This is a genomic window from Pseudomonas moraviensis subsp. stanleyae (assembly GCF_036283065.1).
In the GTDB taxonomy this organism is placed as follows: Bacteria; Pseudomonadota; Gammaproteobacteria; order Pseudomonadales; family Pseudomonadaceae; genus Aquipseudomonas; species Aquipseudomonas stanleyae.
On record NZ_JAADJI010000011.1, the window covers coordinates 206,077 to 232,468 of the forward strand.

24 protein-coding genes and 1 pseudogene are annotated in these 26,392 nt (G+C 61.0%); 15 read left to right on the top strand and 10 right to left on the bottom strand.

The window, feature by feature from the left end:
- Positions 1–79 precede the first annotated feature (79 nt).
- Entirely contained in the window at positions 80–994 is a 915-nt protein-coding gene (hemF, locus tag GXB78_RS20995; RefSeq protein ID WP_329516817.1) for an oxygen-dependent coproporphyrinogen oxidase, read from the top strand.
- 9 nt (positions 995–1,003) lie between these two features.
- On the top strand, positions 1,004–1,825 hold the full coding sequence (gene aroE / locus GXB78_RS21000; protein ID WP_329516818.1) for a shikimate dehydrogenase: 822 nt from the start codon (positions 1,004–1,006) through the stop codon (positions 1,823–1,825).
- A 74-nt stretch (positions 1,826–1,899) separates the two neighbouring features.
- Here the strand turns inward: aroE and GXB78_RS21005 are convergent, their stop codons facing one another.
- From GXB78_RS21005 to betC, 3 genes are all read right to left on the bottom strand, one after another.
- Positions 1,900–3,468, bottom strand: coding sequence for a SulP family inorganic anion transporter (locus tag GXB78_RS21005; RefSeq protein ID WP_329516819.1), 1,569 nt, complete (start codon positions 3,466–3,468; stop codon positions 1,900–1,902).
- Between the two features lie 256 nt (positions 3,469–3,724).
- Entirely contained in the window at positions 3,725–4,645 is a 921-nt protein-coding gene (choX, locus tag GXB78_RS21010) for a choline ABC transporter substrate-binding protein (protein ID WP_329516820.1), read from the bottom strand.
- A gap of 16 nt (positions 4,646–4,661) precedes the next feature.
- Entirely contained in the window at positions 4,662–6,176 is a 1,515-nt protein-coding gene (betC, locus tag GXB78_RS21015; protein ID WP_329516821.1) for a choline-sulfatase, read from the bottom strand.
- Between the two features lie 114 nt (positions 6,177–6,290).
- Here betC and GXB78_RS21020 point away from each other — a divergent pair, with 114 nt between their 5' ends.
- Positions 6,291–7,241 carry a choline sulfate utilization transcriptional regulator gene (locus GXB78_RS21020; protein WP_329516822.1) on the top strand — a complete coding sequence of 317 codons (951 nt, stop codon included), beginning with the start codon at positions 6,291–6,293 and terminating at the stop codon, positions 7,239–7,241.
- Positions 7,242–7,287: 46 nt separating this feature from the next.
- Here the strand turns inward: GXB78_RS21020 and GXB78_RS21025 are convergent, their stop codons facing one another.
- Complete coding sequence (locus GXB78_RS21025; RefSeq protein ID WP_329516823.1) at positions 7,288–7,953, bottom strand: NAD(P)-dependent oxidoreductase; 666 nt, start codon at positions 7,951–7,953, stop codon at positions 7,288–7,290.
- An 81-nt stretch (positions 7,954–8,034) separates the two neighbouring features.
- On the opposite strand from GXB78_RS21025, the gene GXB78_RS21030 reads away from it, so the two are divergent.
- The gene (locus tag GXB78_RS21030) at positions 8,035–8,361 is read left to right on the top strand and encodes a DOPA 4,5-dioxygenase family protein (protein ID WP_042608267.1); all 327 of its coding nucleotides are present in this window, start codon (positions 8,035–8,037) and stop codon (positions 8,359–8,361) included.
- Here GXB78_RS21030 and GXB78_RS21035 read toward each other — a convergent pair.
- The gene (locus GXB78_RS21035) at positions 8,358–8,768 is read right to left on the bottom strand and encodes a GFA family protein (RefSeq protein WP_329516824.1); all 411 of its coding nucleotides are present in this window, start codon (positions 8,766–8,768) and stop codon (positions 8,358–8,360) included. The two genes, GXB78_RS21030 and GXB78_RS21035, sit on opposite strands and share 4 nt — an antisense overlap.
- Before the next feature lie 328 nt (positions 8,769–9,096).
- On the opposite strand from GXB78_RS21035, the gene GXB78_RS21040 reads away from it, so the two are divergent.
- The 10 genes and pseudogenes from GXB78_RS21040 to GXB78_RS21085 all read left to right on the top strand — a co-directional run.
- Positions 9,097–10,404: a CitMHS family transporter gene (locus tag GXB78_RS21040; protein ID WP_042608269.1), complete on the top strand. Its 1,308-nt coding sequence runs from the start codon at positions 9,097–9,099 to the stop codon at positions 10,402–10,404.
- 85 nt (positions 10,405–10,489) lie between these two features.
- Complete coding sequence (locus GXB78_RS21045) at positions 10,490–11,257, top strand: TerC family protein (protein WP_042608270.1); 768 nt, start codon at positions 10,490–10,492, stop codon at positions 11,255–11,257.
- A 431-nt stretch (positions 11,258–11,688) separates the two neighbouring features.
- Entirely contained in the window at positions 11,689–13,347 is a 1,659-nt protein-coding gene (locus GXB78_RS21050; protein WP_042608278.1) for a Na/Pi cotransporter family protein, read from the top strand.
- Positions 13,348–13,502: 155 nt separating this feature from the next.
- Positions 13,503–14,897: a M16 family metallopeptidase gene (locus GXB78_RS21055; RefSeq protein WP_329516825.1), complete on the top strand. Its 1,395-nt coding sequence runs from the start codon at positions 13,503–13,505 to the stop codon at positions 14,895–14,897.
- Positions 14,898–15,130: 233 nt separating this feature from the next.
- Positions 15,131–16,159 carry a DUF5924 family protein gene (locus tag GXB78_RS21060; protein WP_329516826.1) on the top strand — a complete coding sequence of 343 codons (1,029 nt, stop codon included), beginning with the start codon at positions 15,131–15,133 and terminating at the stop codon, positions 16,157–16,159.
- A 54-nt stretch (positions 16,160–16,213) separates the two neighbouring features.
- A complete protein-coding gene (locus GXB78_RS21065) occupies positions 16,214–17,362 on the top strand; it encodes an ABC transporter permease (RefSeq protein ID WP_329516827.1) in 1,149 nt (382 codons plus the stop codon).
- Positions 17,359–18,162, top strand: coding sequence for an ABC transporter ATP-binding protein (locus GXB78_RS21070; RefSeq protein WP_329516828.1), 804 nt, complete (start codon positions 17,359–17,361; stop codon positions 18,160–18,162). Before GXB78_RS21065 ends, GXB78_RS21070 begins: the two co-directional genes overlap by 4 nt.
- A gap of 1 nt (position 18,163) precedes the next feature.
- Positions 18,164–19,102: an MlaD family protein gene (locus GXB78_RS21075; protein ID WP_253497548.1), complete on the top strand. Its 939-nt coding sequence runs from the start codon at positions 18,164–18,166 to the stop codon at positions 19,100–19,102.
- Positions 19,099–19,725, top strand: a complete 627-nt coding sequence (locus tag GXB78_RS21080) for an ABC-type transport auxiliary lipoprotein family protein (RefSeq protein ID WP_329516829.1) — start codon at positions 19,099–19,101, stop codon at positions 19,723–19,725. The genes GXB78_RS21075 and GXB78_RS21080 overlap by 4 nt, the downstream gene beginning before the upstream one ends.
- A 189-nt stretch (positions 19,726–19,914) precedes the next feature.
- Positions 19,915–20,031: pseudogene (locus GXB78_RS21085) on the top strand (ABC-type transport auxiliary lipoprotein family protein); the annotation flags it as partial.
- 115 nt (positions 20,032–20,146) lie between these two features.
- Here GXB78_RS21085 and GXB78_RS21090 read toward each other — a convergent pair.
- The 5 genes from GXB78_RS21090 to GXB78_RS21110 form a co-directional block, all read right to left on the bottom strand.
- Positions 20,147–21,376 carry a nucleoside recognition domain-containing protein gene (locus tag GXB78_RS21090; protein WP_329516830.1) on the bottom strand — a complete coding sequence of 410 codons (1,230 nt, stop codon included), beginning with the start codon at positions 21,374–21,376 and terminating at the stop codon, positions 20,147–20,149.
- Between the two features lie 201 nt (positions 21,377–21,577).
- Complete coding sequence (gene gltP, locus GXB78_RS21095) at positions 21,578–22,909, bottom strand: glutamate/aspartate:proton symporter GltP (protein ID WP_329516831.1); 1,332 nt, start codon at positions 22,907–22,909, stop codon at positions 21,578–21,580.
- 714 nt (positions 22,910–23,623) lie between these two features.
- Positions 23,624–24,088, bottom strand: coding sequence for an inhibitor of vertebrate lysozyme family protein (locus GXB78_RS21100; protein WP_329516832.1), 465 nt, complete (start codon positions 24,086–24,088; stop codon positions 23,624–23,626).
- 2 nt (positions 24,089–24,090) lie between these two features.
- Positions 24,091–24,255, bottom strand: a complete 165-nt coding sequence (locus tag GXB78_RS21105) for a DUF1328 domain-containing protein (protein WP_003177151.1) — start codon at positions 24,253–24,255, stop codon at positions 24,091–24,093.
- A gap of 75 nt (positions 24,256–24,330) precedes the next feature.
- The gene (locus tag GXB78_RS21110) at positions 24,331–24,615 is read right to left on the bottom strand and encodes a hypothetical protein (protein WP_329516833.1); all 285 of its coding nucleotides are present in this window, start codon (positions 24,613–24,615) and stop codon (positions 24,331–24,333) included.
- 428 nt (positions 24,616–25,043) lie between these two features.
- Here GXB78_RS21110 and algB point away from each other — a divergent pair, with 428 nt between their 5' ends.
- Entirely contained in the window at positions 25,044–26,390 is a 1,347-nt protein-coding gene (gene algB, locus GXB78_RS21115) for a sigma-54-dependent response regulator transcription factor AlgB (protein ID WP_039757147.1), read from the top strand.
- Positions 26,391–26,392 lie beyond the last annotated feature (2 nt).

Here is a 26,392-nt window from a genome sequence, read left to right on the forward strand (position 1 = left end):
GCGCCGGTCTGCGATGGTATGCTGTGCGCCCATTTGCGCCGCCCGCCTGCCGGGGCGCCGCCCGATTCAAGGTGAAGCCATGACGACCCGCACCGACGCCGTAAAGGCCTATCTGCTCGATCTGCAAGACCGTATCTGCGCTGCGCTGGAAACCGAAGACGGCGGAAAATGCTTCGTCGAAGACGCCTGGACCCGGCCGGCGGGCGGTGGCGGGCGCACCCGTGTGCTGGAAAACGGCACGCTGATCGAAAAGGGCGGCGTCAACTTCTCCCACGTGTTTGGCAGCGGCCTGCCGCCATCGGCCAGCGCCCATCGGCCGGAACTGGCCGGGCGTGGTTTCGAGGCGCTCGGCGTGTCGCTGGTGATTCACCCGCACAACCCGCATGTGCCGACCTCCCACGCCAACGTGCGCTTTTTCATTGCTGAAAAAGAAGGCGAAGAAGCGGTCTGGTGGTTCGGCGGCGGTTTCGACCTGACCCCGTATTACGGCGTTGAGGAAGATTGCATTCACTGGCACCGCGTCGCCGAGCAAGCCTGTGCGCCGTTCGGTGCGGACGTCTATCCACGCTACAAGGCCTGGTGCGATAGCTACTTCCATATCAAACATCGTCATGAGCCACGTGGCATTGGCGGTCTGTTCTTCGACGATCTGAACGAGTGGGATTTCGATACCAGTTTCGCTTTCATGCGCGCCATCGGCGACGCCTACATCGAGGCATATTTGCCGATTGTGCAACGGCGCAAGAACGACGCCTTCACCGCTCAGCAGCGCGAATTCCAGGAATTCCGCCGTGGCCGCTACGTCGAGTTCAACCTGGTTTACGACCGTGGCACCCTGTTCGGCCTGCAATCTGGCGGGCGTACCGAATCGATTCTGATGTCGCTGCCGCCGCAAGTGCGCTGGGGTTATGACTGGAAGGCTGAACCGGGCAGCGCAGAAGCGCGCCTGACCGAGTACTTCCTGCAGGATCGCGACTGGCTGGCCGAGGCCTGAGGACGGGTGATGGATCGTTACGTCGTTTTCGGTAACCCGATTGGCCACAGCAAGTCGCCGATGATTCACCAACTGTTCGCCGCGCAGACCGGTCAGCGCCTCGATTACAGCACGCTGCTGGCGCCGCTCGACGATTTTGCTGGCTGCGCCACCGCGTTCTTTCGAGAGGGGCGCGGCGCCAACGTGACGGTGCCGTTCAAGGAAGACGCTTATCGTCTGGCCAACAGCCTGACCGCCCGCGCTCAGCGCGCCGGTGCGGTGAACACCTTGAGCAAACTGGACGACGGCTCACTGCTCGGCGACAACACCGACGGCGCCGGACTGGTGCGCGATCTGACGGTGAATGCCGGGTTCAGCCTGACCGGTAAACGTATCCTTTTGCTTGGCGCCGGTGGCGCGGTGCGGGGTGCGCTGGAGCCGTTGCTGGCGGAGAAACCGGCCTCGGTGATCATCGCCAATCGCACGGTGGCCAAGGTTGAGCTGCTGGCGGAATTGTTCTGCGATCTGGGGCCAGTGTCGGCCAGTGGTTTCGACTGGCTGCGCGAGCCGGTGGACGTGATCATCAACGCCACCTCCGCCAGCCTCACCGGTGACGTGCCGCCGATCGCGCCAAGCCTGATCGAGCCGGGCCAGACCCTGTGCTACGACATGATGTACGGCAAGGAACCGACCGCGTTCTGCCGCTGGGCCACTGAGCACGGCGCGGCGCTGGCGATGGATGGTCTGGGCATGCTCGCCGAACAGGCGGCCGAGGCGTTCTGGCTGTGGCGCGGTGTGCGCCCGGATACCGCGCCAGTGCTAGCCGAGCTGCGCCGCCAGTTGGCCCTTTAAGCTTTGCTCCCACATTGAAATGCGACCAATGTGGGAGCGAGCCTGCTCGCGAATCGCATCACCGCGATATCAGATCAATCCTCAAACCTGATCGGGCACTTCTGCGCCCCTTCCAGCTTCCTCAACTCCTCCACCACCGGCGGCCGCGCGCGCCGCAAGGTCAGGCTGCGACCCTGGCCCAGCAGGCGCCGCGCTTCCTGGTGCAGCATCTCCACACCCGAGTAATCGATAAAGTTGATCTGCTGCGCCTCGATCACTACCCGCGCGCCATGCAGACGTTGCAGGCGCACTTGCAGGTAATGGCTGGCGCCGAAAAAGATCGAGCCGCCCACCCGCAGCACATCGTCGTCACCGTCGCGCCAATGCTGCACCCGTGGCTGCGAAGTGCGTTTGAGGTAGAAGAACAGCGACGCCAGCACCCCGGCGTAGATCGCCGTCTGCAGTTCCAGCAGCAAGGTCGCCAGGCAGGTCAACGCCATCACCACAAACTCGGCGCGACTGACCCGCAGCAAGGCGCGAATGCCGCGGTGATCGACCAGCCCCCAGGCGATCAGCAGAATGCTGCCGGCCATGGCCGGGATCGGAATGTGCGCGATCAGCCCTGCGCCGAACACTGCGAACAGCGCCACCCAGATCGCCGAGAACACCCCGGCCAGCGGCGAGCAGGCACCCGCCTCGTAACTCAATCCCGAGCGGGTAAACGATCCGGCCGAGAGCGACCCGGAAAAGAACGCACCGACGATGTTCGACAGACCCTGTGCGCGGACTTCCTGATTGGCGTCGAGCAACTGTTGCGAGCGCGCCGAAATCGAGCGGGCGATCGACAGACTGGTAACCAGCCCGAGCATGCCCACCGCCACGGCGCTCGGCAGCAGGCGCAGGATCACTTCAAGATCCAGCGGCAAAGTGCTGAACGGCGGCAAGCGCCCGACGAAAGCGCTGACCAGATGCACATGGCCGAACATCCCTGGCCAGATCCACACCAGCAGGCTGGCCAGCACCAGGGTGATCAACAGCGTCGGCCAGCGCGGCAGAAGTTTTTTCAGCGCCACGCCGACGATTACCGTGGCGACGCCGAGGATCAGCGAAGGTTTATCCACAGCCCCAAGATGCCGCAACAGGTCCATCAGGCTGGCGAGCGCTGTGGTGTTGGCCGGCAACTCCAGCCCAAGCAGATTGGGCAATTGGCCGATGGCGATCACCACGGCGGCACCGAGCGTGAAGCCGAGCACCACCGAATGCGAAACGAAATTCACCAGCGCGCCGAAGCGCAGCAGACCGAGCAGCCACTGGAAAATCCCGGCGAGGAACGTCAGCAGCAGGATCAGGGTGATGTAGTCCTCGGACGCGGGCACCGCGAGCGGGCTGACACTGGCGTACAGCACAATCGAAATCGCTGCGGTGGGGCCACAGATCAGATGCCATGACGAACCCCACAGGCACGCGATCAATACCGGGATGATCGCCGCGTACAGGCCGTATTCCGGTGGCAGCCCGGCAATCAGTGCGTAGGCAATCGACTGGGGTAAGGCGAGAATCGCACCGCTGAGGCCGACGATCAGGTCCCGGCCGACGCTGGCGCGGGTTTGCCGCGGTAACCAGGTCAGGAAAGGGAATAGTGAATGACGGCTGGGAAAGGCCATGGGTCCTCGCGGTTGGGGTTTTGTTCAGGGTATCAGGGTGTCAGGTGGAAAAGCCCCTCACCCTAACCCTCTCCCGGAGGGAGAGGGGACTGACCGCGGTGTTTGAGCTGGATACATCGACCTGAAAAAACAGCGTCGAACTCAGATTCTGGCAGCGATGAAGATCGGCCCCCTTTCCCCCTCGCCCCCTTGGGGGAGAGGGCTGGGGTGAGGGGGCAAAAATCTCCAGCCAAACGCTATTCCAGCAACCCTGAGATCAAAGCTTCGCCTTCACCGCCACCAACGCATCCTTGCCATCCACGGTCTTCACGCCATCGAGCCACTTGTCCAGCACCGCCGGATTGGCCTTGATCCACGCCTTCGCCGCCTCGGCATTGCTGATCTTCTTGTTCACCACCTCGGCCATGATGCTGTTCTCCATGTCCTGAGTGAATGCCAGATTGGTCAGCAACTTGCCCACATTCGGGCAGGCCTCGGCGTAGCCCTTGCGGGTCAGGGTGAAAACGTTGCCGGTATCGCCAAAGTATTTTTCGCCGCCCTTCAGGTAGCGCATTTTCAGTTGCACGTTCATCGGGTGCGGGGTCCAGCCGAGGAAGGTGACGAATTTCTGTTTCTTCACCGCTCGAGACACTTCGGCGAGCATCGCCTGCTCGCTGGATTCGATCAGCTTCCACTGACCCATGTTGAAGTCGTTCTTCTTGATGATTTCCTGCAGCGAAATGTTCGCTGGCGCGCCCGAGCCGATGCCGTAGATCTTCTTGTCGAACTTCTCGGCGAATTTGTTCAGGTCGGCAAAATCATGCACACCTGCCTCCCAGACATAGTCGGGCACGGCGAGGGTGAATTCGGTGCCTTCGAGGTTCTTCGCCAATTGCGTCACATCGCCGGTGGCGACGAACTTGTCGTAGAAGCCCTGCTGCGCTGGCATCCAGTTGCCGAGGAACACGTCAACCTGGCCATCCTTCAAACCGCCAAAGGTGATCGGCACCGCGAGGGTGTCAACCTTGGCCTTGTAGCCCATGCCGTCCAGCAGAAATCCGGTGATGGCATTGGTTGCGGCGATGTCGCTCCAGCCCGGATCGGCCATCTTCACGGTTTCGCAGCCTTGCTCGGCAAAGGCCGAGGCGCTGCTCAATGCGAACAGGCCAACGGTGACAGCTGTGGATAACTTGCGCATGGACTTCCCCTTAACGTTATTGGTTTTGGCAGGGTTGTGGATAACGGGCCTTGCGCTCCAGATCATCAAGGTCGATGTGGTTGCGCATGTACTGCTGACTGGCATCGACCAGCGGCTGGTGATCCCAGCTCTTCAGCTTGCCGATGGTTAACGCGTCAGCGACGAAACGGCGTCGGCGCTGGCTGGCCAGTACGTCCCGATGGATTGCCGGGATATCCCACTTGGCCCGTGCTTCAGCGAGAAACTCTACGAACAGCTGACGATGTTGCGGCGACTGGCTCAGCTCTTCTTCTTCGCGCGGATCGTTATCCACATCGAAGAGTAGGCACGGGTCGCTTTCGCTGTAGATAAATTTGTAGGCGCCGCGGCGGATCATCATGAGCGGGCTGACAGTGCCTTCGGCCATGTATTCGCCGAACACCTCGTCGTGCCCGCCCTGCCCTTGCAGGTGCGGCAGCAACGAACGGCCATCCAGCGGCAAGCCCGGCTCAAGCGTGCCACCGGCCAGGTCAACGAACGTCGGCAGCAGGTCGGCGGTGGAGACGGCGGCGCTGACCCGGCCCGCCTCGAACTGGCCCGGTGCGCTGATCAGCAGCGGCACCCGCGCGGCCATTTCAAACCAGTGCATTTTGTACCAGAGGCCCTTCTCGCCCAGCATGTCGCCGTGGTCACCGGAGAAGACGATGATGGTGTCGTCGAGCAGTCCGGTTTCTTCGAGGGTTTGCAGGAGTTTGCCGACATTGGCGTCGATATAACTGCAAGCGCCAAAGTAGGCGCGGCGCGCATCGCGGATTTTATCCACAGGCAGTGGCTTGTCCCACAGGTCATAAACCTTGAGCAGCCGTTGCGAGTGCGGATCGAGTTCGTCCTGGTTCAAGGCTGTAGGCAACGGGATATCGGCATCGTCATACAGATCCCAGAAAGCCCTGGGAATCGTGTACGGATCGTGCGGATGGGTCATCGACACAGTCAGGCAGAACGGCTGCTCGCCGTCCTCGCGGATGTGATCGAACAGATATTGCTGGGCCTTGAACACCACCTCTTCGTCGAAATCCAGCTGATTGGTGCGCACACACGGCCCGGCCTGCAGCACCGATGACATGTTGTGATACCAGCTCGGCCGCACATCGGGCTCGTCCCAGTTCACCGCCCAGCCGTAATCGGCCGGATAAATATCGCTGGTCAGGCGTTCTTCATAACCGTGCAGCTGATCCGGCCCGCAGAAATGCATCTTGCCCGACAGCGCGGTGCGGTAACCGAGACGCCGCAGGTAATGCGCATAAGTCGGGATATCGGCAGGGAAATCGGCGGCGTTGTCGTAGGCGCCGATCTTGCTCGGCAACTGACCGCTGACCAGGGTAAAACGCGACGGCGCGCACAGCGGGCTATTGCAATACGCGGCATCAAAGACCACGCCCTGGGCGGCGAGGCGGGACAGATTCGGCAGTTTGATGGGCGATGGGCCGTAGAACGGCAACATTGGCGCGGCCATTTGATCGGCCATGATGAAAAGAATGTTCTTGCGCTTCATGTGATCGCGGCATTCCATGTTGAATATTTATGCGAGAGTGCTGCGATCGAGCATGGAGTCCATGCCTGTTTCGGTAAAGCCCGCGCCAGACAATGACTAGGATAAGCACAGCTTATGTATGATGCCCTTGGTGACCTGTCCCTCGATCTGCTGCGTGCCTTCGAGGCGGCGGCCCGCCATCGCAGTTTTACCGCTGCTGCGGTAGAGCTCGGGACCACGCAACCGGCGATCAGCCAGCAGATAAAACGTCTGGAAGAACGGCTGGGTACGCGTCTGTTCGATCGCATTTATCGGGGCATCGAGTTGACGGAGGTCGGCGCCCTGCTCTTCGAGCAAGTTGCCCTCGGTTTGCAGAACATCGACGCAGGTTTGAGCGCGATCAGCACGCAGCAGCAACATGAAGTGCTCCAGGTAGCCACGGATTTCGCTTTCGCCGCCTATTGGCTGATGCCGCGCCTGCACCGCTTCCACGAAGCCAATCCGCATATCGATGTCAGCCTGGTCACCAGCGAGCGCAATCACAACATGCTGCGCACCGACATCGACGTGGCGATTCTGTTTGGCGACGGTCGCTTCAAGCAGGGCGAGAGCCATTGGCTATTCAGCGAAGAAGTGTTCCCGGTGTGCAGTCCGCTGCTGCTCAAGGACCGCTCACCGCCGCTGCCCGCGCAGGCTCTGCTGGAATTTCCTCTGCTGCATTTGCGCGGCGAAAACAGCAGCAACTGGTTCGACTGGAGCGGGCTGTTCCGCCAACTGGGCCTGACCACGCCGCCAGCGCCGGGGCAGTTGCGCTTCGACAATTACACCTTGTTGATTCAAGCGGCGATCGGCGGGCAAGGCGTGGCGATCGGTTGGCGGCACCTTGTGGATAACTTGCTGGTGCAAGGTTTGCTGTGCCGGCCACTGGCGCAAACCACGTTGTCGCGACTGGGGTATTACGTGGTGCTGCCGCAACGCAAGCGCCGGGGTGCGCTGATTCAACAGTTCGTTGACTGGTTGATGGCCGAGCAGGCGAGCAGTGCGCAATCGTTGAACGGGTTGGCGTTGCCTTCTATTGCGGTATGAAGAGCAAAAGATCGCAGCCTTCGACAGCTCCTACAGGTGCGATCTTTTACGAATCTGAAGCCGCCACAAAATTCACATGCTCGCCGACATGCAGATTCAGCCGCAGCTCATCGGCAATCCCAACCGCCACGCGATTCAAGCGCTCCAGTGGTTCGGCCAGCCCCGGCTCGAGATTGCCGCCAACCTGACTGAAGTGCTCGATGGTCAACCCGGCAACGCCATGCGGAGCATTGACCAGGGTCCAGCGTAGTGAGCTGCTTTGCACTGCCTCGAGGATTTCTTCGGCGGCGTGGCGTTGCAGACGCTCATCATTGTCCGGCTCGTCGAGCACACCGAAGTTGCCGACCAGAAACAGGCGCGGCACGCTGGCCAGTTGCAAACCTTCGACCAGTGCGTCGACTGCCAGCACCTGCTCGACCGGACCGAGAGTCACCGAACGTTCGACATGGTCGCTGCTGAACGGTAGCCCCGGCGCATCCAGCAGACAAATCACCGCCGAACTGCCGGCGACGCTCTGATTGACCCGCTCGGCATCGAACAGATCGCCGGTCTTGGTGCGCAACCCCGGACGCGGCGCCAGCGCCGTCAGATCGTCGAGAATGGCGATGACTTCGTGTTGGCGGCGCAGCAATTCAGCCATCAACGCACCGCCCAGGCTGGCCATGGCACCATAGAGCACCACTTTCACCACTGGGGTTTCGGCATTTTTCATGGCTGTTTTCCTTATAGTTGTCCTATATGGCCTGTGACGGTGGAAACAGCCAAGGGTTCGAACCGATTGAGAGGCGACACGATGCAAGGGATCAAGGGCTATCACGCCCATGTCTATTTCGACGCGAAAACCATCGACCAGGCGCGGGCCTTGTGCGAACAGGCCGCGCAGTTGTTTGCGCTGAAAATGGGCCGCGTGCACGAACGCCCGGTGGGACCGCACCCCGACTGGAGCTGCCAACTGGCCTTCGGCCCCGAGCTGATCGGCGAGGTGCTGCCATGGCTGGCGCTCAACCGCAAAGGCCTGGTGGTGTTCCTGCACCCGGACACTGGCGATGATTTGCTCGATCACACCGAACACGCGATCTGGATGGGCGCGGTGCGGCCGCTGAATCTGTCGGTGTTCTAATCGAGGGTTTCTTCGGCTTCGCCCGGCAGATGCTCATCCAGATGCAGCCAGGGTAAGCGGCTGTCGGTCCAGATATGCCGCTCGGCCGGCGTGGTTTCCGGGTGATCCAGCGTAGCGATGGTCACGTCGATGCTGTCTGGGCTGAGCGAAGTCACCAGCGCCAGTTGCGCACCGCAGTTTGCGCAGAAGAACCGTGCGCAACTGGTCGACGAGTCATAGCGTGCCGGCGTCCCGGCCAGCCATTGGAAACTCGCCGCTGGCACGGTTATCCAGGTGGTGACGATGCCGCCGCTGACCTTGCGGCAGATCGAACAATGACAGTGAGCGATATCATGCAGCGCTGCGCTGAACTGATAGCGGATGTGTCCGCAGTGACAGCCGCCGTTATGTGCCTGGTTGGTTTCCAACGCTCTTCTCCCGTATTTACTGGCTCTCGCTGCATCCGACCGCCGGTTGACCGTTCATTCATCGCTTTCATCAGCGAAAGGTAGCTGAAAGCTTCCCCGATTAGGATCGCCCCACTCCCGGCAATAGACCGGTTGGCCCAAGACCCGTGTTTTCTCCACAGGCCCGGCCCAATTAACAACAACAATGGTGATTCTGATGTCCTCTGCAACCCGCCGTTTCTCCCGCTTCCTGCTGGTCACTCCGCCCGTCCGCCTCGTGCTTCCCGTTCTGCGCTGATCCCGCCCGATCCGCTCATTCCATTAGCCGCGCTACGCCTGGAGTATTCCCATGCTGACTTTCCTTGGCTTCGCCATGGTCATCACGTTCATGTTCCTGATCATGACCAAGCGCCTGTCCGCGCTGATCGCTCTGATCATCATCCCGATTCTGTTCGCCCTGTTCGGCGGTTTCGCGCCGAAGATCGGTCCGATGATGCTCGAGGGCATTACCAAACTGGCGCCGACCGGCGTGATGTTGATGTTCGCCATTTTGTATTTTGCCCTGATGATCGACTCCGGCCTCTTCGACCCGGCCGTGCGCAAGATCCTCAAACTGGTCAAGGGCGATCCGCTGAAAGTTTCGGTCGGCACCGCCGTTCTGGCGCTCGTCGTTTCCCTCGATGGTGACGGCGCGACCACTTACATGATCTGTGTGGCCGCGATGCTGCCGCTGTACAGCCGCATCGGCATGAGCCCGCGGATCATGGCCGGTCTGATCATCCTCGCCGGCGGCGTGATGAACATGACCCCGTGGGGCGGCCCGACCGCCCGCGCCGCGAGTGCGTTGCATGTCGATCCGTCGGACATTTTCGTACCGATGATCCCGGCGATGGCCGCCGGTGTCGTGGCGATCCTGCTGATTGCCTACTTCTACGGCAAGCGTGAGCGTGCCCGTCTCGGCGAACTGCATCTGGTCGGCGATGAGATCGATCACAGTGAGATCAGCGTTTCGCAATTCCCCGACGCACGCCGTCCGAAGCTGATCTGGTTCAACGCCGCACTGACTTTCGGCCTGATGTGCACGCTGATCGGCGGCCTGCTGCCGTTGCCGGTGCTGTTCATGGTGGCGTTCAGTATTGCCATGATCGTCAACTACCCATGCCTGCAAATGCAGAAGGATCGCGTCGCCGCGCATTCCGGCAGCGTGCTGGCAGTGGTCGGGCTGATCTTTGCGGCCGGTATCTTCACCGGTATCCTGTCGGGCACCGGCATGGTCGATGCGATGTCGAAAAGCCTGTTGGCGGTGATTCCGGAGTTCCTCGGCCCGTACCTGGCAGTGATCACGGCGCTGGTGAGCATGCCGTTCACCTTCTTCATGTCCAACGACGCGTTCTACTATGGGGTGTTGCCGGTGCTGGCCGAAGCGGCCAGTCACTATGGGATCACTGCAGTGGAAATGGCCCGTGCCTCGATCGTCGGCCAGCCCGTCCACTTGCTGAGCCCGTTGGTGCCGTCGACCTATCTGTTGGTGGCGCTGGCCGGCATCGATTTCGGTGATCACCAGCGTTTCACCCTGAAATGGGCGATTCTGGTGTGTATCTGCATTCTGATTGCTGCACTGCTGTTGGGGACTTTCCCGGTGTTCAGCACTCTATAAGCCCAAGACTCACCGTTGCGGGTCCTGGCTTCGCGGTTTGAAGCCAGGACCTTTTTCGGTTCAACAATTGCTCAAAGGAATACACATGGATTGGCTGACCAACCCCGAAATCTGGGTTGCCTTCTTTACCCTGACCGCCCTGGAAATCGTCCTCGGTATCGATAACATCATCATGATTTCGATCCTGGTCAGCCGCATGCCCAAGCACATGCAGCAGCGCACCCGGATCTTCGGTCTTGGCCTGGCCATGGTCACGCGGATCCTGTTGCTGCTGTCGATCACCTGGGTCATGCGCCTCACTGCCGACCTCTTCGAAGTGTTCGGCCAAGGCATCTCCGGTCGCGACCTGATCCTGTTCTTTGGTGGCCTGTTCTTGCTGTGGAAAAGCTCGCAGGAGATGTACCACGCACTGGAAGGCGAAGACGAAAGCGACGACGCGCCTTCGGGCAAGGGCGGCAACTTCCTCTACACCATCATCCAGATCGCGATCATCGATATCGTCTTCTCGCTGGACTCGGTGATCACTGCGGTGGGCATGGTTTCCCACGTGCCGGTGATGGTCGCGGCGATCATCGTGGCGGTGCTGGTGATGATGCTGGCCTCGGGCAAGATCAGCGAATTCATCGACAAGCACCCGTCGCTGAAAATGCTCGCCCTGTCGTTCCTGCTGGTGGTCGGCACCGTGCTGATCGCCGAATCGTTCGACGTGCATGTGCCAAAGGGCTACGTCTACTTCGCCATGGCGTTCTCGCTGGCGGTGGAAGCGATCAACATCAAGCTTCGCGGCGCGATGGCCAAGAAGAAACAACAGCAGGACCCGGTGAAACTGCGCAAGGATGTGCCGGGCCAGTAACCGGGTAATCCAGACGCAGGCAATACCCCTGTGGGAGCGAGCCTGCTCGCGAAAACGGAGTGTCAGTCGACAACCATGTTGGCTGATCCCCCGCTTTCGCGAGCAGGCTCGCTCCCACATTTGTTTGTGCAGCATTCAGGCACCGCGGACCCTGTGGGAGCTGGCTTGCCAGCGATAGCGGAATGTCAGGCGACATCAATGTTGGTTGTGCCGACGCCATCGCTGGCAAGCCAGCTCCCACAGGGGCGGCGTTGATTTAAATGGGAGTGTATGAAGCGCTTTTCATGACACTTTTGTTTCAATCCACTCTTTAGCTGTGCAATGCTGGCGCCGAGACCGTTAGCCAACTACAGCTTAAGTATCAAAAACGTAGAAACCGCGCGGTGCCGTCCACTTGCCCCTCTGGGGCGCTGCTACTACAGGGGGTCTGCATGCTCACCCTGCTCAATCTGCTATCCGCCGTAGCCCTGCTGATCTGGGGCACGCACATCGTCCGAACCGGCATCCTGCGGGTTTACGGCACCAATCTACGACATGTGATCGGCCAGAACATGTCGAGGAAATGGCTGGCGTTCATCGCCGGTATTCTCGTTACCGCGATGGTGCAAAGCAGCAACGCCACGGCGATGCTGGTCACCTCGTTTGTCGGCCAAGGCCTGATGGCGCTGACCCCGGCGCTGGCGACCATGCTCGGCGCCGATGTCGGTACCGCGTTGATGGCGCGGGTGCTGACGTTTGATTTGTCGTGGCTGTCGCCGCTGCTGATTTTCCTCGGGGTGATTTTCTTTCTGTCGCGCAAACAGACGCGGCTCGGGCAGATGGGTCGGGTGTCGATCGGGCTGGGGCTGATCATTCTCGCCCTGCAATTGATCGTCGAGGCTGCTGCGCCGATCACTCACGCACAGGGGGTGAAAGTGATTTTTGCCTCGCTGACCGGCGACATCCTCCTCGATGCCCTGGTCGGCGCGTTGTTCGCGATGATTTCCTACTCCAGCCTCGCCGCCGTGCTGCTCACCGCCACCTTGGCCGGCGCGGCGGTGATCAGCCTGCCAGTGGCGATCGGTCTGGTGATCGGCGCGAACATCGGCAGCGGCATCCTCGCCTTCATGAGCACCAGCATGCAGAACGCCGCCGGACGCCAAGTGGCGCTGGGCAGTCTGTTGTACAAACTGATCGGCCTGCTGCTGATCATCCCGGTGCTCGACCCGCTGGTGCACTGGATCGACAGCCTCGATTTCAGCCCGCAGGAAATGGTCATCGGCTTCCACCTGCTCTACAACACAGCGCGCTGCCTGATCCTGCTGCCGAGCGTCGGGCCGATGGCGCGGCTTTGTGCGTGGCTGCTGCCGGAGCGGCCGGAGGTCAACGGCACCGCCAAACCGCGGCATCTCGACCCGACCGCGCTGGTCACGCCGAGCCTGGCGCTGGCCAATGCCGCACGCGAAACCCTGCGCATGGGCGATCTGCTCGACAACATGCTCGACGCCTCCCTTGATGTGCTGCGCGGCAAGCAGACCGCCGTCACTCAGGAAATGCGCCGACTGACCGACGACGTCGAAGCGCTGTACAGCGCGATCAAGCTGTACCTGGCGCAGATGCCCCGCGAGGACCTCGGCGAGCAGGACAGTCGGCGCTGGGCCGAGATCATCGAACTGGCAATCAACCTGAAACTCGCCGCCGACCTGATCGAGCGCATGCTGCGCAAGATCCAGCAGCAGAAGACCTCGCAGCGCCGTTCGTTTTCCGAAGAAGGCCTGGAAGACCTCGCCGGGCTGCAACAGCAACTGATCGCCAACCTGCGCTTGGGCCTGTCGGTGTTTCTCAGTGGCGACCGCGAAAGCGCCCGGCAGCTGCTGCGGGAGAAACGTCGCTTTCGTGCACAGGAGCGGCGTCTGGCCCACGCGCACGTCAGCCGTTTGCAACGCAAGATCGTCCAGAGTCTGGAGACCAGTTCGCTGCACCTGGAGTTGATCGCCGATATGAAACGGCTCAATTCGCTGTTCTGCAGCAGCGCCTATGTGGTGCTGGAAACAGCGGACACCGGCGCGCTGGCGGTGGATGACATGGCGGACATCACGCATTCGCCTTGAACGTCTGGGGCTGGGGTCAGTCAGTTACAGTGGTTCAGCCTTTAGATCTTCGCGAGCAGGCTCGCTCCCACATTTGAAATGCATTCCTCTGTGGGAGCGAGCCTGCTCGCGAATGAGCGACACGGATCTCCAAATCAGCCGTATGGAAGCCTGTTATGCGTTGCCTGTTGTTCGCCTGTCTGTTGCTCGGTTCCCTGCCCGCCTTCGCCCTGGATCGGTTCCAGGTCGAAGGCTATGCGCTGCCCAACGGTTTGCAACTGATGCTCAAACCCGGCACCGAGCGCGGGCATGTGGCGATCCGGCTGGTGGTCGGCGTCGGTCTCGATGACTTCGACTGCAACGAAAAAGAGCTGCCGCATTTGCTCGAACACCTGCTGTTCAGCGGCATCGACGCCACCGGGGAAGGCGGACTGGAAGAGCGCATGCAGGCGTTGGGTGGGGACTGGAATGCGTTCACCAGCAATGCCGACACTACTTTCGTCATTGAAGCCCCGGCGAAAAACCAGCGCAAGGTGCTCGACCTGCTGCTCGCGCTGCTGACCCAGACACGCATCGACGACAACGCGATCAACGCCGCCAAACGGGTAGTCGAGCGTGAGGACGGCGGGCATTACACCAAGCTGCAACGTTTCCTCGACCGTCAGGACCTCGGCCATACCGCAAGCAATCAGTTGGCTGTCGAGTTGGGTCTGAAATGCCCGCAGCGCGCTGAAGTCGGCCATCTGACCCAAGAGCAATTGGAGAAGGTCCGCAAGGCCTGGTACGCACCGAACAACATGACCCTGATCGTCGTCGGCGAACTCGACAAACTGCTGCCGGCCTATCTCGAGCGTACCTGGGGCGATCTGGAGCCGGTCGAACCGAGCGAACACCGGGCGCTGCCGGACATCCGCACCAGCGCCGCCCATGAGCGCACCCTCACCCGCGGCTTCATTGGCGACAGCGCCAAGCTGCACTGGCTGGTGCCGGAACCGGTGCTCGACGATCAGTACGATCAGACTTTCGACATTCTCAAGGATTACCTCGACTGGGCGCTGTACCGGCAGATTCGCCTCAACCACGGCTTGTCGTACGGGCCGTGGGCCGAGCGCGAAGTGTTCGGCGGTGTCGGTTTCATGAGCCTCAACGCTGATCTGGATCGCGATGACGTCGACGAAGCCGTTCAGGTGCTTGAAGACCTCAAGGCCGACCTGCTGAAAAACGGCCTCGATGCAGACACCTTCGCCCGCATCAAACAAGCCGCCATCGCCCACCAGGCCTGGGCCGTGCAGGGCAACAGCGCACTGGCGGACTATTACTGGAGCGCCCTGGCCGACTATCAGGATGGCCGCTTCGCCAATCCCGCGCGGGAGTTGCAAGGCGTGACGCTGGAAGCGGCGAACAAAGCCATGCGCGAGCTGCTGTTGCAGCCGGGGTATATCAGGATCGAGAAACCGTTGATCAGTGATGATCAGGTGTTGTGGCTGGTCGCGGGAGGTGTCGGGGTGTTGCTGCTGATCGTGATCGGCTGGCGCTTGCATCGCCACCGCAACCCAGCGGGAAACACCTGATCACTGTGGCGAGGGAGCTTGCTCCCGCTGGGGTGCGAAGCAGCCCCGATTCAGGCGACTCAACATTCCAGTGACACCGTGTTCGCAAATCCTGCGCCTGCTGCGCAGTCGAGCGGGAGCAAGCTCCCTCGCCACAGGTTCTCCGTAGGGTTTGCGAACCGTGAACCTCGCCACAACGCCCGGCGGACGCTACTCTGTCGGGGTATTTCCTTACCCTGCAGTGAAGCGCCCACATGTCGAAACTAACCCTTCTGGTCCAGCGCATTCTCGAGCTGATGAAGCGCTACCCCGGGGTGATTGCGGCGGGTGGTTTCATTTCCGGGGTCGGCAGTTTCATCCTCGTCGATCGCCAACAGGGGCTGGCGAGCTGGATCACGGTGATCATGCTGCTCAGCTGGATCTGGCTGATGCTGGAAAACACCCTGACCGGGCTGTTCACGCGGATCTTCAAGCGCGAAATTCCCCAGCCGCTGCTGCGCTACGCGACGCAGATGATCCATCAGGAAAGCCTGTTTTTCGTCCTGCCGTTTTTCTTCATCACCACCACCTGGAACAGCGGCCAGTTGGTCTTCACAGGTTTGCTCAGCGTCGCCGCACTGATCTCCATCGTCGATCCGCTGTACTACAAATGGCTGGCGCCACGGCGTTGGGCATTTCTTGCGCTGCACACGCTGACCCTGTTCGCCGCCCTGCTCACCGCGTTGCCGGTGATCATGCACCTGACCACTGCGCAGAGTTTCAAATGGGCGCTGGGGATTGCCGTGCTGTTGTCGTTCCCGAGCCTGGCGACGATCTTCCCGATACGCACTGTGCGCAACGCCCTGGCGATCCTGTTCATCACCTTCGGCATCGGTGGCGTCGGTTGGGCGCTGCGTTCGTGGGTGCCACCGGCGACGCTGTGGATGACCGACGTGGCGATCAGCACGCAGTTGCAGGATCGCACCCCCGGCGCCAGCCTCGATACCGTCAGCGCCGAGCAGATCCGCAGCGGCGGGCTCTACGCCTACACCGCGATCAACGCGCCGCGCGGTCTCGACGAGCGGATTTATCACGTGTGGACCTTCAACGGCAAAGAGGTCGACCGCATCGCCCTCGATATCCATGGCGGGCGCAAGGAAGGCTACCGGGCGTGGACGCACAAGCAGAATTTCCCCGGCAACCCGGCGGGCAAGTGGCAGGTGCGGGTGCTGACCGAGGATGGCCAGTTGATCGGCGTGCTGCGTTTCGCAATTACCGACAGCACACCGGCCAAAGAAAAGTAATCCGGTTCGTGCTATTACGTAGGATCTCGTAACGGCCGTACAAGCACGGAGCTTATGACCAGCAGCCCAACCCCCGGCAGTGCCCACCTGGACACCGCGCTCAGCCCTGCCCGCCTGCGGGTCACCGGTGACTGGACGCTTGCCCACTACACGGCGCTCAAGCACCTGAGCGAAAAGCTCCACGGCCAGTACGACGCCAATACCCCGATCGACCTCAACGGCCTCGGTGCCCTCGACACCGCTGGCGCCTCGTTGCTGGTCGAACTGCTCGGGTCGGAACGCCTGGGCAAGACCGCTGAACACCCCGATTGCACCCTTTCTACGGCCGACCGCGCGTTGCTGCAAACCGTGTATTGCTCGCTGAACGATTTCTGCGTGCCGATCAAGGAGCCGGAAGTCAGCGTCAGCGTGCAACTGCTGACGCGCATTGGCCGCGCGGTGGACAAGGTCTGGAACGACACGATGCAGCTGCTCGGCTTCGTCGGGCTGATTCTCGAAGTCATCGCCCGTGGCCTGCTGCGGCCCAAGCGCTGGCGCATCACGCCGATGATCGCGCACATCGAGCAGACCGGCCTCGACGCGGCGCCGATCGTGGCTTTGCTGACGTTCCTGGTTGGCGCGGTGGTGGCGTTTCTCGGCGCCACGGTGCTGGCCAGTTTCGGCGCAACGATTTTTACCGTGGATCTGGTCGGCTTCTCGTTCCTGCGCGAATTCGGCGTGCTGCTCACCGCGATCCTGATGGCCGGGCGCACCGCCAGTGCCTTCACCGCGCAGATCGGCTCGATGAAGGCCAACGAAGAGATCGACGCGATCCGCACTCTTGGCCTCGATCCGATCGAATTGCTGGTGGTGCCGCGGGTGCTGGCGTTGCTGGTGGCGCTGCCGATGCTGACGTTTCTGGCGATGCTCTCGGGGATCGTCGGTGGTGGCGTGGTCTGCGCGGTGTCGCTGGACATTTCGCCGGCGATGTTCCTCTCGCTGCTGCAATCGGACATCGGCATCCAGCATTTTCTGGTCGGGCTGGTGAAGGCACCGATCTTCGCCTTCCTGATTGCGGCGATTGGCTGCCTGGAAGGCTTCAAGGTCAGCGGCAGTGCCGAATCGGTCGGCGCCCACACCACCTCCAGCGTGGTCCAGTCGATTTTCGTGGTGATCGTGCTTGATGCGGTGGCCGCGCTGTTTTTCATGGAGATGGGCTGGTGAGTCGTCTACCCCGCGCGCCCTCCCAGGCGGTCATCGAAGTCCGGGGCCTGTGCAATCGCTTTGGCAGCCAGAGCGTGCACGAGAACCTTGACCTGGACGTGTACAAAGGCGAAATCCTCGCCGTGGTCGGCGGCTCCGGCACCGGCAAATCGGTGCTGCTGCGCAGCATCGTCGGGCTGAATCGGCCCAGCGAAGGCATGGTCAAAGTCTTCGGCCAGAACCTGCCCAGTCTGCCCGAGCATGAACGCTCGCTGATCGAACGGCGCTTCGGCGTGCTGTTCCAGAAAGGCGCGCTGTTTTCGTCACTGACCGTCACCGAGAACGTCGCCCTGCCCCTTATTGAACACGCCGGTCTCAGCCGCCACGACGCCGAGCACCTGGCGGCGGTGAAGCTGGCGCTGGCCGGGTTGCCGCTGTCGGCGGCGGACAAATACCCGGCGTCGCTGTCCGGCGGCATGATCAAGCGTGCGGCGCTGGCGCGGGCCCTGGCGCTGGACCCGGACATCCTGTTTCTCGACGAACCCACCGCCGGCCTCGATCCAATTGGCGCGGCGCAATTCGATCAACTGATCCTGACCCTGCGCGATGCGTTGGGTCTGAGCGTGTTTCTGGTCACCCACGATCTCGACACGCTGTACACCATCACCGATCGGGTGGCGGTGCTGGCGCAGAAGAAAGTGCTGGTTGCCGGCCCCATAGACGTGGTCTCGGAAACCGACGACGCGTGGATCCACGAATACTTCCACGGCCCGCGCGGCCGCTCGGCGCTGGACGCCGCCAAACTGCTCAACGAGGTCTGATATGGAAACCCGAGCCCATCATGTGTTGATCGGCCTGTTCACGGTGATCGTCGTGGCCGGCGCCCTGCTCTTCGGCCTGTTTCTGGCCAAATCCAGCGTCGACACCGAGTTCAAGGACTACGAAGTGGTGTTCAACGAGGCGGTCAGCGGTCTGTCCAAGGGCAGCTCGGTGCAGTACAGCGGGATCAAGGTCGGTGACGTGGTCAGCCTGCGCCTCGACCCACAGGACCCGCGCCGGGTGCTGGCGCGGATTCGTCTGGCGGGCGACACGCCGGTCAAGGAAGACACCCAGGCCAAACTGGCACTGACCGGGATCACCGGCACCTCGATCATCCAGCTCAGCGGCGGCACCCCGGAGAGCCCGAAACTGCGCGGCCATGACGGCCAGTTGCCGACACTGATCGCTTCGCCCTCGCCTATTTCACGCCTGCTCAACGACAGCAGCGACTTGATGACCGGCATCAGCGCCCTGCTGCAGAACGCCAACCATATGTTCTCCGCGGAAAACGTCGAGCGCGTGAGCAAGACCCTTGCCCATCTGGAACAGACCACCGGCACCATCAACGACCAGCGCGGCGACATCAAGCAAGCCATGCAGCAACTGGCGACGGTGGGCAAACAGGCCGGCAGCATGCTCGAGCAGACTTCGCTGTTGATGCGCAACGCCAACGGTCTGCTCAACGATCAGGGCAAACAGGCCCTGGGCAGCGCCGAACAGGCGATGAAGTCACTGGAGCAAAGCAGCGTGACCATCAATGGCCTGCTCAGCAAAAACCAGAATTCGCTGGATAACGGCATGCAAGGCCTCAACGGCCTGGCCCCGGCGATTCGCGAACTGCGCGAGACGCTGACCTCGCTGCGCGCCATTTCCCAACGCCTCGAGGCCAACCCCAGCGGTTACCTGCTGGGCAGCGACAAGAACAAGGAATTCACCCCATGAAGCTGACTCGAATCGCCCTGCTCGGCGCTGGCCTGACCCTGATCGGCGCGTGCTCGATCCTGCCCGAATCGGAACCGTCGGATGTCTATCGCCTGCCCGCCGCACCGGCGCCCGCCTCGGCTAGCCCGCCGGCGACGCAGTCGTGGTCGCTGCGCTTGAATAAATTGCAGGCCAGCGAAGCACTGAACCGGCCGAGCATTGCCGTGATCCCGCAGGGCGATGTGATCAGCAGCTACAAGGCTTCGCGCTGGAGCGATCCGGCGCCGGTGCTGCTGCGCAATCGCTTGCTCGACGGCTTTGCACGGGATGGCCGGGTGACGCTGCTGAGCACCGACGACAGCAATTTCCAGGCGGATCTGGAGCTGGGCGGCAGTCTGCAGGCCTTCCAGACCGAATATCAGGGCACCCAGGCCGGCGTCGTGGTGCGGGTCGATGCGTTGCTGGTGCGTGGCTACGACCAGCGCATTCTCGCCAGCCGCCGTTTTGAAGAGCGCCAGACGTTGAATGATGTGCAGGTGCCGGCGGTGGTTGCCGGGTTTGGCCAGGCCAGTGATCGCCTTACGGCCAGGGTTGTGGCCTGGACCGTCGAGCAAGGCCAGAAACTGGCCCCACAACCGCGCTGACACCCTACAACCTCTGTGGGAGCGAGCCTGCTCGCGAAAGCGGTGTATCAGTCACTTAAGCGTTGACTGACACTCCGTCTTCGCGAGCAGGCTCGCTCCCACATGGGAATTTTGCTCAGCCGAAGAACCAGTAGCAGACCCCGATAGCGCCAACCACGCCGGCAAACTCCGCCAGCAACGCGCAGCCATGATGTGCAGGTGCCGGCGGTGGTTGCCGGGTTCGGCCAAGCCAGTGATCGCCTTACGGCCAGGGTTGTGGCCTGGACCGTCGAGCAAGGCCAGAAACTGGCCCCACAACCGCGCTGACACCCTACAACCTCTGTGGGAGCGAGCCTGCTCGCGAAAGCGGTGTATCAGTCACTTAAGCGTTGACTGACACTCCGTCTTCGCGAGCAGGCTCGCTCCCACATGGGAATTTTGCTCAGCCGAAGAACCAGTAGCAGACCCCGATGGCGCCCACCACACCAGCAAACTCCGCCAGCAACGCGCAGCCCACCGCATGCCTAGCGCGCTGAATCCCCACCGCGCCGAAGTACACCGCCAGCACATAGAACGTGGTCTCGGTACTGCCCTGAATCGTTGCGGCGACCAGTGCCGGGAAGCTGTCGACGCCTGAGGTCTTCATGGTTTCAATGAGCATTGCCCGCGCGGCGCTGCCGGAAAACGGTTTGACCATCGCCGTCGGCAATGCGTCGACGAAGCGCGTATCCCAACCGGCCCACTCGACCAGATGCCGAATGCCGTCCAGACCGAAATCCAGCGCTCCAGAGGCGCGCAGTACGCCAACCGCACAGAGCATCGCGACCAGATACGGCAGAAGATTTTTCGCCACATCGAAGCCTTCTTTCGCGCCTTCGACGAACGCTTCGTAGACTTTCACATTCTTTAAAGCGCCGATCAGCAGGAACAGCATGATCAAGCCGAACAGCGTGAGATTGCCGAGGATCGACGACAATCCCGCCAGCGCCGTTGCAGATAGTGTGCCGAGCAGGGCCATGAAGCCGCCGAGGATCAGCGCGCCGGGCACCAGATAGGCCAGCACCACCGGGTCCCAGATCCGTAGCCGTTGCATGAAGGCCACGGAGAGGAAACCGACGATGGTCGAGCAACTGGTCGCCAGCAGAATCGGCAGGAACACCAGCGTCGGATCCGGCGCGCCTTGCTGGGCGCGGTACATGAAGATCGTCACGGGCAGCAGGGTCAGCGAGGAGGCGTTGAGCACCAGAAACAGGATCTGCGCATTGCTGGCGATGGTGGCGCTGGGGTTGAGCTCCTGCAGCGCTTTCATGGCTTTCAGGCCGATCGGCGTGGCGGCGTTGTCCAGGCCCAGGCCATTGGCGGCGAAGTTCAGCGTGATCAAGCCAAGGGCAGGGTGGCCGGCCGGGACTTCCGGCATCAGCCGCAGAAACAGCGGGCCGAGCACCCTGGCCAGCCACTCGACGATCCCGGCTTTCTCGGCAATGCGCAGAAAGCCCAGCCACAAGGTGAGGGTGCCGAACAGCAGCACCATGACTTCGACCGAGAGCTTGGCCATGGCGAAAATGCTCTCCACCATCGCCGCGAAGATTCCGGCATTGCCGCCGATCAGCCACTGCGCCAGCGCCGACACGGCTGCCACGATGAAGAAGCCAAGCCACAGGCCATTAAGCATCAGTCAAATCCCCCGAAGAATGCGGCGAATGATAGCGGGGTCGCCAGAAACGACAAACCCCGGATTGCTCCGGGGTTTGTTGGTGGGCTGGCATCAATCACTGTGGGAGCGAGCCTGCTCGCGAAGAGGCCGGCACATTCAACATCTCTGTAGATTGATAAACCGTCTTCGCGAGCAGGCTCGCTCCCACAGGGTTTTGCATTACGGCTTGGAGATTTCGCCTGCCGGCAGTTTTTCCTTGCTGCGCCAGTGCGGCAGGGAGTTCCAGTAGCGCTCGCCCTTGGCGTCGTCGTACATGCCTTCCCAGCGCGCGATAACCAGCACCGCCAGAGCATTACCGATCACGTTCAGTGCGGTACGGGCCATGTCCATGATGCGGTCGACACCGGCGATGAACGCCAGGCCTTCCAGCGGAATGCCGACGCTGCCCAGAGTCGCCAGCAGCACCACGAAGGACACGCCCGGTACGCCGGCGATGCCTTTGGAGGTGACCATCAGGGTCAGCACCAGCAGCAGTTGCTGGCTGATCGACAGGTCGATGCCGTACAGCTGGGCAATGAAGATCGCTGCGATCGACTGGTACAGGGTCGAGCCGTCGAGGTTGAACGAGTAACCGGTCGGCACCACGAAGCTGCAGATGGCTTTCGGCGCGCCGTAGGCTTCCATCTTCTCGATTACCCGTGGCAGCACGGTTTCCGAGGAGGCGGTGGAGTAGGCCAGTACCAGCTCATCCTTGAAGATGCGCATCAGCTTCAGGACCGAGAAGCCGAACAGCCTGGCGATCAGGCCCAGCACGACGAAGGCGAAGAAGGCGATGGCGACGTAAACCAGGATCACCAGTTTCGCCAGCGGCAACAGCGAAGCGAAGCCGAAGTTGGCCACGGTCACTGCGATCAGGGCGAATACGCCGATCGGGGCGTAGTTCATGATCATGTGGGTGACTTTGAACATGCTTTCCGAGACGCCCTGGAACATCTTCACCAGCGGCTCGCGCAGGTCCGACTGCAGGCTCGACAGACCGAGACCGAACAGCACGGAGAAGAAGATGATCGGCAGCATTTCGCCGCGGGCCATGGCCGCGAAGATGTTCGACGGGATCAGGTTGAGGATGGTCTCGATGAACGCATGTTCATGCTGCACTTCGGCGGCGGTCGCCTGGTACTTGGAGATATCCACAGTGCCCAGGGTGCTCATGTCGATGCCGGTGCCCGGATGGAACACGTTGGCCAGCACCAGACCGACCACGATGGCGATGGTGGTGACGATCTCGAAATAGATGATGGTCTTCAGGCCGATACGCCCGAGCTTCTTGGCGTCGCCGACGCCGGCGATGCCGACGATCAGCGAGGAAATGACGATCGGGATCACGATCATCTTGATCAGACGGATAAAGATATCGCCTGCCGGTTGCAGGACGTTGCTGATCCACCAGGCCTTCTCGGCGCTGAAGTGATTGAGCAACGCACCCAGTGCAATCCCCAGAACCAGACCGATGAGGATCTGCCAGGCGAGGCTGATTTTTGCCTTCTTCATTATCTTTACCCTTACTTGCGTTTGACTCAGGCACATGCAGGAACTGGAACGCTCATCAGCGGAAAAGTCTGTGCATCTGCCTCCGTATAAGGTGCCCCGAAGCGCGTGTTTGCGGCTCTTCGGCAGGCGAAAAAAGGCGCAACTATTCCGATGCAAGGTGGCGCCGTCTAATGCCGTAAACGCCTACCCTATGCCGAATCGGCATGAGCTTTTTCAATTGAAACTGGCGTCCCAAGCGGTTCGATTGTGACATTTCAGCCGGCATAAGTGCCGTGAACCGGCCATTACAGCGTAGGCTGGTTAAATTTTGCACAGGTAAAATCGACGGAATTTTCCCGAAAAAGTCTGAGGCGCAAGACTAGAAGTCATGTAGAAGGAGCGCGATCTTTGTCGATATACGGTCGCCAGGAAACACCGCGAAATGTTTTCCTCGCAGTGTGAACGATTGAAAGAAGGGAATTGGCGTGCTGGATCAACGTTTTAGCGGATTCAAAGCCCAGCGCAGATTCGTCAGACCAGCGGGTCGACGAACCTGCGGCGCAGCTTTTACCCTGACCCGGCCCTTGCGCAGGTACTCCCTGTACCCGTAGGTCACTCCGACCCTGTATCAGTCAGAACGTCCCGGCCCCCTGGTCATGCGCCGACCCTCATCGGGTGGCGCAATGGAAAGCAGCGGGGTGCTGCTTTCGTGTTCGAAACCTTGTGCGTCCTGCGTCAGTACCACTTCGGATCTTTCTTCAGGGTTTCCATCAGCAGATCCTGCATGCCCTGATCAGGCTTGCCGAAGAAGCGATAAGTCGCGTGGCGCGTTGGCGATTTGTCCTGCGGCAGACCTTCCGGGACATCGACCAGCATGGCGTAGGCGTCATCCTTGTCGAAGCTGAAGGCAACTATCAACCGGTGATTCAGGCACTTGTCCTGATTCTCGCAGAGCGGGCCGACCAGATACTTGTCGCCATCTTCCGTAACGGCATGCATCTGTTGCTCGGAAGTGCCGGACAGGTTGATGACCCATTCCGGTACGCGCTCTTCCTTTTTGATCACGCCTTCCCAGGTTTCACGGTACTGCTCGTCGGAGGCGAGCAGTTCGTTGACCCGGGCCTGGCCGTCATTGGCCGCTATGGCCATGGCACTGCCGCCCAGAAGCAGGGCGGCGGCCAATGTCTTGAGACCGATCATCGTTAACCTCGGCCGCGACGGCCAAAGAAGAAGGAAGCGATGAACATCACCAGGAACACGACAAAGAGAATCTTGGCGATACCCGTGGCGGTGCCCGCGATACCACCGAAGCCCAGTACGGCGGCGATGATGGCAATGATCAAGAATGTAATTGCCCAGCTCAACATGGTGATTCTCCTTACTTCTCTATTTAGGGGTGTTTCCGGTTTCCGACGCTCAGGCGTCCGAATTTGTTCAACGACTTAAAAAACCCAGCGCTCTTCCCGTGGCAGTTGGTCCAGCGGTTGCGCCTGGTCGACATCGATCATGTGCATCGAAGCGTTCTCGGCCTGACTGCTGCTCACGGCACTGAAATGCTTTTGAGTGCTGTGCTGCATCGAAATCAGTGGTTCGGGTTTACGGCTGTTTTCCCAGCTCATGTACTGCTGGCAGACGATCAGGGTGATCAACAACGCCAGTACACCGAACAGACCTTGCTGGATCTGCAATGGCGAAATACGTACTTGGGCGGCGATTGGGCGAGTCATCCTGTGTTCCTCACGCTTGTTCGGTTGGGGCAGTGCTGATCTGCCCGGGCTGAGTGAGCTATTGCAGCCTGCATGCCAGTTTTTTGATGTCAAAAAAAATCAATTAAAACAACAGCTTATAAGTGAATGAGAAATTTCCTGCGACGCATCCTGCACGATGGCTCTTTTGCGGTCGTGCGCAATGCACGATTATTTCGTGGGAAATTTCGATGATATGGAATTGCTACCGGTACGCAGATGTCAGAAGAGGACGCAGGATCTGCCCTGCAAATCGCAGAATTTTTTAAAACTCAACGAAATCAATGAATTGGCCGTTATGGCAGTAGAGAGCTACCCTCCTATGGCTGGTATCGTTCAGAATCAACCATGCAACTTGCCCGATTTTTCCGGGACTAACCCAAGACTAATCACTATGGAGCGTAGGAAAAATGGAATCTGCCACTGAGCAACAAGGCCGCATTCTGCTGGTGGACGATGAATCCGCCATCCTGCGTACGTTTCGTTATTGCCTCGAAGACGAAGGCTATACGGTAGCCACCGCCAATAGCGCGGCTCAGGCTGAAGCATTGCTGCAACGTCAGGTCTTCGACCTGTGCTTCCTCGATTTGCGCCTGGGCGAAGACAACGGTCTCGACGTCCTTGCACAGATGCGCATTCAGGCGCCGTGGATGCGCGTAGTGATTGTCACTGCCCATTCGGCGGTCGACACCGCCGTTGATGCCATCCAGGCTGGCGCCGCCGACTATCTGGTCAAACCGTGCAGCCCTGATCAACTGCGTCTGGCCACTGCCAAGCAACTGGAAGTGCGCCAGCTCTCCGCGCGCCTTGAAGCGCTGGAAGGCGAGATCCGTAAACCCAAAGATGGCCTCGATTCCCACAGCCCGGCGATGAAAGTCGTGCTGGAGACGGCCCGTCAGGTCGCCAGCACTGACGCCAACATTCTTATCCTTGGCGAATCCGGCACCGGTAAAGGTGAACTGGCCCGTGCGATCCACGGCTGGAGCAAGCGCGAGAAGAAGTCCTGCGTGACCATCAACTGCCCGTCGCTGACTGCCGAGCTGATGGAAAGCGAGCTGTTCGGCCACAGCCGTGGTGCGTTTACCGGCGCCAGTGAAAGCACGCTGGGTCGAGTTAATCAGGCTGACGGCGGCACGCTGTTTCTCGACGAGATCGGCGACTTTCCGTTGACCTTGCAACCCAAGTTGTTGCGCTTCATCCAGGACAAGGAGTACGAGCGAGTGGGTGATCCGGTGACCCGCCGCGCCGATGTGCGCATTCTCGCCGCGACCAACCTCAACCTCGAAGACATGGTCCGCGACGGCCGTTTCCGCGAAGACCTGCTCTATCGCCTCAACGTCATCACCCTGCATCTGCCGCCCCTGCGCGAGCGCGCCGAAGACATCCTGACCCTTGCCGATCGTTTCCTCGCACGTTTCGTCAAGGAGTACGCACGTCCAGCGCGTGGCTTCAGCGATGAGGCCCGTGAAGCGCTGCTCGGTTATCGCTGGCCGGGCAATATTCGCGAGCTGCGCAACGTGGTCGAGCGGGCGAGCATCATCTGCCCGCAGGAACGCGTGGAAATCAGCCACCTGGGCATGGCCGAACAACCGGCGAACAATGCGCCACGGGTCGGCGCGGCGCTGAGCCTCGACGAGCTGGAGAAAGCGCACATCGGCGCGGTCCTGGCCACCGCCGGCACCCTCGACCAAGCGGCGAAAACCCTCGGCATCGACGCCTCGACCCTGTATCGCAAACGCAAGCAGTACAACCTGTGAGC

Excerpts from the sequence above, each read along its gene's own strand:
- hemF (WP_329516817.1), top strand. The coding sequence starts at position 80 with ATGACGACCCGCACCGACGCCGTAAAGGCCTATCTGCTCGATCTGCAA.
- aroE (WP_329516818.1), top strand. The coding sequence starts at position 1,004 with ATGGATCGTTACGTCGTTTTCGGTAACCCGATTGGCCACAGCAAGTCG.
- GXB78_RS21005 (WP_329516819.1), bottom strand. The coding sequence starts at position 3,468 with ATGGCCTTTCCCAGCCGTCATTCACTATTCCCTTTCCTGACCTGGTTA.
- choX (WP_329516820.1), bottom strand. The coding sequence starts at position 4,645 with ATGCGCAAGTTATCCACAGCTGTCACCGTTGGCCTGTTCGCATTGAGC.
- betC (WP_329516821.1), bottom strand. The coding sequence starts at position 6,176 with ATGAAGCGCAAGAACATTCTTTTCATCATGGCCGATCAAATGGCCGCG.
- GXB78_RS21020 (WP_329516822.1), top strand. The coding sequence starts at position 6,291 with ATGTATGATGCCCTTGGTGACCTGTCCCTCGATCTGCTGCGTGCCTTC.
- GXB78_RS21025 (WP_329516823.1), bottom strand. The coding sequence starts at position 7,953 with ATGAAAAATGCCGAAACCCCAGTGGTGAAAGTGGTGCTCTATGGTGCC.
- GXB78_RS21030 (WP_042608267.1), top strand. The coding sequence starts at position 8,035 with ATGCAAGGGATCAAGGGCTATCACGCCCATGTCTATTTCGACGCGAAA.
- GXB78_RS21040 (WP_042608269.1), top strand. The coding sequence starts at position 9,097 with ATGCTGACTTTCCTTGGCTTCGCCATGGTCATCACGTTCATGTTCCTG.
- GXB78_RS21045 (WP_042608270.1), top strand. The coding sequence starts at position 10,490 with ATGGATTGGCTGACCAACCCCGAAATCTGGGTTGCCTTCTTTACCCTG.
- GXB78_RS21050 (WP_042608278.1), top strand. The coding sequence starts at position 11,689 with ATGCTCACCCTGCTCAATCTGCTATCCGCCGTAGCCCTGCTGATCTGG.
- GXB78_RS21055 (WP_329516825.1), top strand. The coding sequence starts at position 13,503 with ATGCGTTGCCTGTTGTTCGCCTGTCTGTTGCTCGGTTCCCTGCCCGCC.
- GXB78_RS21060 (WP_329516826.1), top strand. The coding sequence starts at position 15,131 with ATGTCGAAACTAACCCTTCTGGTCCAGCGCATTCTCGAGCTGATGAAG.
- GXB78_RS21065 (WP_329516827.1), top strand. The coding sequence starts at position 16,214 with ATGACCAGCAGCCCAACCCCCGGCAGTGCCCACCTGGACACCGCGCTC.
- GXB78_RS21075 (WP_253497548.1), top strand. The coding sequence starts at position 18,164 with ATGGAAACCCGAGCCCATCATGTGTTGATCGGCCTGTTCACGGTGATC.
- GXB78_RS21080 (WP_329516829.1), top strand. The coding sequence starts at position 19,099 with ATGAAGCTGACTCGAATCGCCCTGCTCGGCGCTGGCCTGACCCTGATC.
- GXB78_RS21090 (WP_329516830.1), bottom strand. The coding sequence starts at position 21,376 with ATGCTTAATGGCCTGTGGCTTGGCTTCTTCATCGTGGCAGCCGTGTCG.
- gltP (WP_329516831.1), bottom strand. The coding sequence starts at position 22,909 with ATGAAGAAGGCAAAAATCAGCCTCGCCTGGCAGATCCTCATCGGTCTG.
- GXB78_RS21100 (WP_329516832.1), bottom strand. The coding sequence starts at position 24,088 with ATGATCGGTCTCAAGACATTGGCCGCCGCCCTGCTTCTGGGCGGCAGT.
- GXB78_RS21105 (WP_003177151.1), bottom strand. The coding sequence starts at position 24,255 with ATGTTGAGCTGGGCAATTACATTCTTGATCATTGCCATCATCGCCGCC.
- GXB78_RS21110 (WP_329516833.1), bottom strand. The coding sequence starts at position 24,615 with ATGACTCGCCCAATCGCCGCCCAAGTACGTATTTCGCCATTGCAGATC.
- algB (WP_039757147.1), top strand. The coding sequence starts at position 25,044 with ATGGAATCTGCCACTGAGCAACAAGGCCGCATTCTGCTGGTGGACGAT.